This is a genomic window from Burkholderia sp. Ac-20345 (genome assembly GCF_017104825.1).
Lineage (GTDB): Bacteria > Pseudomonadota > Gammaproteobacteria > Burkholderiales > Burkholderiaceae > Burkholderia > Burkholderia lata_B.
Window position 1 is genome coordinate 1 of record NZ_JAAGPO010000326.1, and the last position, 6,913, is coordinate 6,913.

Below are 6,913 nucleotides of genomic sequence, written 5' to 3' on the forward strand. Positions count from 1 at the left end.
TACCTGACGCTCAGCGTCCCGCCGTCCGGCATCGCGGCGGCGCTGTTGAGCGTCAGGTTGAGCACCGCGTTCTCGAGCTGGCCGCGGTCGACGTTCACCCACATCGCGTCGGCGTCCGGCTCCAGCACGACTGCCACCCGCTGGCCCGCCGAGTATTCAACGAGATCGAGCATCTCCGCGAGCATCGCCCTGACCGACACGCGCTCGGCCTGCAGCGGCTGGCGCCGCGCGAACGCGAGCAGCCGCCGCGTGAGCCGCGACGCGCGTTCGGCCGCACGGCGCGCTCGCTCGGCCATCGTCTGCGCGTCCTGCTGGCCGTCGAGCCGCGGCAGCAGCAGTTCCAGGTTGCCGAGGATCGCGACGAGGAAGTTGTTGAAATCGTGCGCGACGCCGCCCGTCAACTGGCCGAGCACGTCCATCTTCTGCGCCTGGCGCAATTCCGCCTCGACCGCGCGCCGGCTCGTCAGATCGCGGCAGACCGCCACCCATCCGCCGTCCGGAAGCGGCTGGCAGTGGAATTCGAGGGTCCGCTGGTCGCGCAGGTGCAGTTCGGCCGACGCGGCGATGCGCGCGCCGTCCGATGTGCGGGTTGCGGTTTCGCGCGACACCTGGCGCCAGCGCGCGGGCTGATGCATGGCCTGCCGCAGCATCGCGAGCGACAAGCCCGCATGCAGCGTGCCCGGGTCGATCCCGAGCAGCGTCGCGAAGGTCGGATTCCACGCGATCAGGCTGCCGTGCGTGTCGTGCACGGACACCCCGTCGTTCATCGAGTTGAGCACCGACTCCTGCAGGCGGCGCTGCGACTCGAGCCCGTGGGTCAGTTGCTCCTTCTCGATCAGGTTGGTGCGGAACACCTCGAACGCGCGCGCCAGCTCGCCGATTTCGTCCGGCCGGTGCGTCGACGGCATCCGGTCGGACGTGATCCCTTTCGCGAGTCGCGCCATCACGCGCGTCATCGCCTGCAGCTTGTGCAGGATGCGGCTCGCATACGCGACGCCGAGCAGCGCCACCACGACGCCCGCGACGGCCAGCAGCAGCAGGCCCGACTGGCTGGAGACCGCAACCTTGCGCACCTTGTCGCTGCGCTCGCTGGCGATCTGCCGCAACCGCTCGACGTAGCGTGCCGACTTGCCGCTCAGGTGATCCGCGTGGCCGCGCAGAAGCGTGACGAGATAACCGGTCTGCGCTTCGCTCGACAGAAACTCGCGGCGCACCGCGAACACGCTGCGCGCGCCGCCGTCGAGTTGCTGCAGCGCCTCGGCAAGCGCCGGCTGGCGGCGGTCTTCGGCGCGTTCGCGCACGCGCAGCCACAGCGCCTCGTTGTCGCTTTCCGCGCTGCCGAGCTCCGCTGCGTTGGCCGCCTGCAATGCACCGGCCGTGCGGGCCCAGATCTCGAGCAGCGTCGGCGCGCGCTGCGCGATCACGCTCTTGTCGCGCGCGATGCTGTCGCCGATGCGGTCGTTCGCGAGGCGCAGGGCGCTCAGTTCCTCCTTGAGCTGCCGCTGCCTGCCCGACACGATCAGCAGCCGGGCGAGATCCTGGTCGATCGCGTCGAGATCGTCGATCACCGCGAGCTGCTCGCCCGCCTTCGCGGCGGGGCCCGGCTGCTTGCCGAAGCCCGGCGACAGCCGCCGGATGTCGCCGAGCAGGCCGCGCATCAGCTCGGTGTCGTTGTGCAGCAAGTCCGGAGAATCCGTCAGCATCATGCTCGGCGCGACCGCGGCGAGCTGCGCGACCTTGTCCGACAACTCGAGCGCGCGGGCAATCTCCGGCACGACGTTCGCCTCATATTCGTCGAGCGCGTTCTGGTTCGCGCGCATGCCGAGCACGCCGACCACCACAACCGCGAGCGTGATGCCGAACAGCAGCAGAAACGTCGCGATCAGCTTGGCCCGGACACTCCAGGGCGGCAACAGCCTCACCATCGTGCGCATCGCGTCACACGCGCACGACGGGCACCGCGAACACGTAGCCGATGCCACGCTGCGTGCGGATATAGGTCGGCTGCTCGGGGTTCGGCTCGATCTTGCGGCGCAGGCGCAGGATCAGCACGTCGATCGTCCGGTCGTACACGTCGATGCCGAAGCCGCGCGTATGTTCGAGCAACTGGTCGCGCGACCAGACCCGCGACGGCTGCTGCACCATCGCCGCGAGCAGCTCGAACTCGCCCTGCGTCAACGCGCACGGGCCGCCGTTGTGCGTCAGCGTGCGCGCGGCCAGGTCCATCGTCCAGCCGTCGAAGCAGAAGCGCGGGCCGCCGCCGTTCGATGCGGGACGCGGCATCGACAGTTCGGTCGTGCGGCGCAGCTGCGCGCGCACGCGCGCGATCAGCTCACGCCCGGACACCGGCTTCGTGATGAAGTCGTCCGCGGCGGTTTCGAGGCCGAGCACGCGATCCGTCTCGTCGCCCAGCCCGCTGATCATGATGATCGATACGTCGGAGCGGCGCCGCAGCTCGCGCGCCACCGTCAGGCCGTCCTCGCCGCGCAGCTTCAGGTCGAGGATGACGAGCGCGTGCGGCGCGGCGGCCAGTTGCCGCTGCATCATCGCGGCACTGTCGGCCGTCGATACGTCGAACCCTGCCTCTTCCAGCACGCCCCTCAGCCAGGCGCGCACCTCCGGATCGTCGTCCAGCACCAGGACCCGATGTTTCTCTGACATGCGTGTTCTCCTCCATGCCGGCCGCGCTCGGAACGCGCGGCCGTGCCGGATGCGAATGTTGGCTGAAGCCGACCGACTCTGGCAAGTTCCGTCGGATCCGCGCCGGGGAGGAGAGCCGCGTCACTGCGCGCGAAACGGGGCGCGCAGAAATGAACGGGCGCGCGATTCTAACGCTGCAAAAAATTTGCCGGATACCCGTCGGTACCGGTGAATACCCTGCACGGCGCGCGATCGCGACGCGCTCCCCGCATTGCCAATTCGCGGTTACGACTGCCGGCATCGCACGCGGCATTGCCGCGCAGTTCGCCGGTTTGCCGTCATGCGCCATGCCCGCATTCCGTCGTCACGTCCGGAACGCCGCGATATCGGCCCGGCAGGCCTCCCCCCGCACCTCGACCGCTCGTCCGTGACCGCCGCCGGGCATGGGCCGGCGCGGCTTTCCGGTGACCCATTCCACAGATATGCCGAATGTGCGCGCGCAACAATGGCGATGCCTCGCGCCCGGCGCCCTGCAGGACACTCGCCTCCCGCTCGGCACCGGGCGCGATGGTCTTCGAAAACCACATCTCACGAGGACATACCATGCAACTCCAATCCCATCCCGCGTGCCGCCCGTTTTATGAAGCCGGCGAACTCACGCAACTGACTGCCTTTTACGAAGAAGGACGTAACGTCATGTGGATGATGCTGCGATCGGAGCCGCGGCCGTGCTTCAACCAGCAACTCGTTACAGACATCATCCATCTCGCGCGCGTCGCACGCGATTCGGGCCTGCCGTTCGACTTCTGGGTGACGGGCTCGCTCGTCCCCGAGCTGTTCAACGTCGGCGGTGACCTGAGCTTTTTCGTCGACGCGATCCGCAGCGGCAAGCGTGACCTGCTGATGGCCTATGCGCGCTCGTGCATCGACGGCGTGTACGAGATCTACACGGGCTTCGGCACCGGGTCGATCTCGATCGCGATGGTCGAGGGCAGCGCGCTCGGCGGCGGTTTCGAGGCCGCGCTCGCGCATCACTACATGCTCGCGCAGAAGGGCGTGAAGCTCGGGTTCCCCGAGATCGCGTTCAACCTGTTCCCGGGCATGGGCGGCTATTCGCTCGTCGCGCGCAAGGCCGATCGGGGCATTGCGGAGCAACTGATCTCGACCGGTGAAGCACACGCCGCCGAGTGGTACGAGGATCGCGGCCTGGTCGACCAGACGTTCGACGCCGGTGACGCGTATCTCGCGACGCGCACCTTCATCGACGTGATGAAGCCGAAGCTGAACGGCGTGCGTGCGATGCTGCGCGCGCGCGAGCGGGTGTTCCAGCTGTCGCGCTCCGAGCTGATGGACATTACGGAAGCATGGGTGCATGCGGCGTTCACGATCGAGCCGAAGGATCTCGCGTACATGGAACGCCTCGTGATGCTGCAGAACCGGCGCGTGTCGAAGCTGCGCACGGTGTAATGCGACGGGCGCCGCCGCTTGCCGGCGGCGCCCGTGCGTGAACGAAGCTCAGGCGATCAGCCTGAGCTTCCTCGTCTCCGCGAGCCACGCCTCGAATGCCTGTGCCGGCATCGGGCGCGCGTAGTAGTAGCCCTGCGCGTGATCGACGTCGAGCTGCTTGAGGAATTCGGCTTCCGCATGCGTTTCGACGCCTTCGGCGATCACCGCGAAATTCAGCGCCTTCGCGAGCGACACGACCGAGCGCACCAGCGCCTGCGAGCGCGGATTGCGGTCGATGCCCGTGATGAAGCTGCGGTCGAGCTTGATCGCGTCGAGCGGCAGGCGCGACAACTGCGACAGCGACGAATAGCCGGTGCCGAAATCGTCGAGATGGATCTCCGCGCCGAGATGGCGGAACTGCCGCATCAGCCCGTTGGCCGAATCCTCGTCCTCGATGAAGCAGCTCTCGGTCAGCTCGATGTCGAGCAGGCCGGGCTTCAGCCCCGCGGCATCGAGGATCGACGCCATCTGGTGCACGATGTTCATGTCCTGCAATTGCCGCGCGGACACGTTCACCGCGATCCGGATGCCGAGCCCCTTCGCCTTCCATGCGGCGGCCTGCGCGGCCGCGGTGCGCATCACCCAGCGACCGAGCGGCGCGATCAGGCCCGACTCCTCCGCGAAGCGGATGAACTCGATCGGCGCGACGAGCCCGCGGTCGGGCGACTGCCAGCGGATCAGCGCCTCGACGCCGTGCACGTCGCCGGTCGCGATATCGACGACCGGCTGGTAGTGCAGCACGAACTGCTCTTCTTCGAGCGCCTTGCGCAGGTTCGTGTCGAGCCACATGTACTTCGCGACCTTCTGGTTCATCTCCAGCGAGAACACGCGGTACGTATGCTTGCCCTCTTCCTTCGCGACGTACATCGCGGTATCCGCGCTGCGGATCAGCGTCTCGAGCGAATCGCCGTGCTGCGGATGCATCGCGATGCCGATCGAGCAGCTCGTGTAGACCTCCATCAGCCCGAGATGGATCGGCGTGCGCAGCCGTTCGAGAATGATCTGCGCGGTCGCTTCGAGCAGCGGCCGCGTGCCATGCTCGAACAGCACGAGGAATTCGTCGCCGCCGAGCCGCGCAAGCGTCGCGCCGGACGGCAGGCAGCCGCTGATGATCTTCGACACGTCCTGCAGCAGCCGGTCGCCGGTGATGTGCCCGTAGTGATCGTTGACGCGCTTGAAGTTGTCGAGATCGAGGAACAGGATGCCGACCTGCCCGCGCGACGCGGCGGTCTCCGCGGCGATCGCCGCGTGGATGCGCTCGCTGATCGCATGGCGGTTCGGCAGCCCGGTGAGCACGTCGGTGTTTGCGAGCTCGATGAGCCGCTGCTGCGCGCTGCGCTCCTCGGTGATGTCGATGCCCGAGCAGATCAGGAACTGCTCTTCGACGCCGCTGCCGCTCTGCACGAACTTGTTGCGGAACTGGAACAGGCGCGGCCCGTTGACCGTGTTGATGTAGCGCTCGACCGCGAACGAGTGGTTGCTCGCGAAAAAGCCCGTGATGTTGGTGCGCGACTGCTCGCCCTGCTCCGGGCTCATGAACAGCTCGAACGCGCTGCGGCCGATCACGTCGACCTCGCGCTTGCCCGTCACTTCCTCGCACAGGCGGTTGAAGCGCTGCACCCTCCCGTTGCGGTCGAGGATCACGACGAGCGAATTCACTTCGGACACGACCTGCTCGGCGAACGCGAGCCCGTGCGAGAGATCGCCCGCAACGGATTCGGCATCGGAATAGGCGCAAGCCGTGCCGGCCCAGTCGGTCGTGTCGACCTTCCTGCCGACGAGGTGGAGCTTGACCGGTTCGCCGAACAGCGTGATGTCGAGCACGAGGTGCGACGTGACGCCGGTCAGCGCGCGGATGCACGCGGCCTGTTCGCCCGTCAGCGCGACGGCGACGTTGGTCAGGCCGCGGACGGCCGCCAGTTCGAGGGCATTGCTGTCGCTGCCGAGACGCCAGCAGGGGCTGCGCGTACCGACGTGCGCCTCGAGCACCGCGCTATCGTTTTCGTCATCCATGAAGACGCCCCGATCCAGAAAAAACGCACAGTGTAGACGGAGGCGAGCCGGCCGACCGCCCCTCCAGGCCGCGCGTCGCGCGCTCCCGGCAGGGCAATCGTGATTGCCGTGATGATGGGCCTCGTCCCGTACTTGTTTCCAGCTAATGCGACCGGCGTTCGCGCGTCATGCGCGCAGGTTCTGCCTAACGAATGATGAGAGCCATCTTATCAAATGACGATCAGGATTGGCACTCACATTTAGAGCAGAGTGTCAAGGAATTGGGACTCGATTGGCAAGCCGGATTTTTCATGATTGGCAGCCTGCTCATTCACGGGTGCGGCACTGCGCAACGGCCCTGGCGAGACAGGCCGAGAGCCCCGCCGGGCGGGCGTTTTCGGGTGATTCAGGTCGCGCGGGCACGCGACCTGGCAGGACCGTCGCGGCAGGGTCGGACCGCAGGCCGGCGACCCGACTTTTCGTCTTTTTTTGATTCTTTTCGTGCGTTAATGCGCGACTTTATTCCACAGTCCGTTGCAATGCCGTTCGCGCGCCGGCGCGGGGTGCCCGCGCCGGTTGCAGGGCTCAGCCCGCCGCGCCGTATCCGCCGCCGCCCGGGGTTTCGACGACGAACACGTCGCCCGGCGCCATCTGCGCGCGGCCGATATGGTCGAGCGCCTCGACCGTACCGTCCGCGCGCTCGATCGTGTTGCGGCCGAGCGCGCCGGCCTCGCCGCCCGCCGCGCCGAACGGCGCGTGGATCCGGTTGTTCGAC

General features: G+C 67.5%; 5 protein-coding genes. 1 reads left to right on the forward strand and 4 read right to left on the reverse strand.

Annotation, left to right across the window (positions count from 1 at the left end; all coding sequences use genetic code 11):
• Together G3O06_RS45625 and G3O06_RS45630 are read right to left on the reverse strand one after the other, a co-directional pair.
• On the reverse strand, positions 1-1,925 hold a 1,925-nt coding region (locus G3O06_RS45625; protein WP_241020578.1), incomplete at its 3' end, for a PAS-domain containing protein.
• A 13-nt stretch (positions 1,926-1,938) separates the two neighbouring features.
• Complete coding sequence (locus G3O06_RS45630; protein WP_205820009.1) at positions 1,939-2,661, reverse strand: response regulator transcription factor; 723 nt, start codon at positions 2,659-2,661, stop codon at positions 1,939-1,941.
• Between the two features lie 582 nt (positions 2,662-3,243).
• Between G3O06_RS45630 and G3O06_RS45635 the strand changes: the two genes are divergently transcribed.
• Positions 3,244-4,107, forward strand: coding sequence for a crotonase/enoyl-CoA hydratase family protein (locus tag G3O06_RS45635; protein ID WP_174968102.1), 864 nt, complete (start codon positions 3,244-3,246; stop codon positions 4,105-4,107).
• A gap of 48 nt (positions 4,108-4,155) precedes the next feature.
• Here G3O06_RS45635 and pdeR read toward each other — a convergent pair whose 3' ends face one another.
• Both pdeR and G3O06_RS45645 read right to left on the reverse strand, forming a co-directional pair.
• Positions 4,156-6,159 carry a cyclic di-GMP phosphodiesterase gene (pdeR, locus tag G3O06_RS45640; RefSeq protein ID WP_174968101.1) on the reverse strand — a complete coding sequence of 668 codons (2,004 nt, stop codon included), beginning with the start codon at positions 6,157-6,159 and terminating at the stop codon, positions 4,156-4,158.
• Between the two features lie 564 nt (positions 6,160-6,723).
• Positions 6,724-6,913: hydantoinase B/oxoprolinase family protein (locus G3O06_RS45645; RefSeq protein WP_205820010.1), on the reverse strand; the 190-nt coding region annotated here is incomplete at its 5' end.

Coding starts and splice junctions, on each gene's coding strand:
- pdeR (WP_174968101.1), bottom strand. CDS start 6,159: ATGGATGACGAAAACGATAGCGCGGTGCTCGAGGCGCACGTCGGTACG.
- G3O06_RS45630 (WP_205820009.1), bottom strand. CDS start 2,661: ATGTCAGAGAAACATCGGGTCCTGGTGCTGGACGACGATCCGGAGGTG.
- G3O06_RS45635 (WP_174968102.1), top strand. CDS start 3,244: ATGCAACTCCAATCCCATCCCGCGTGCCGCCCGTTTTATGAAGCCGGC.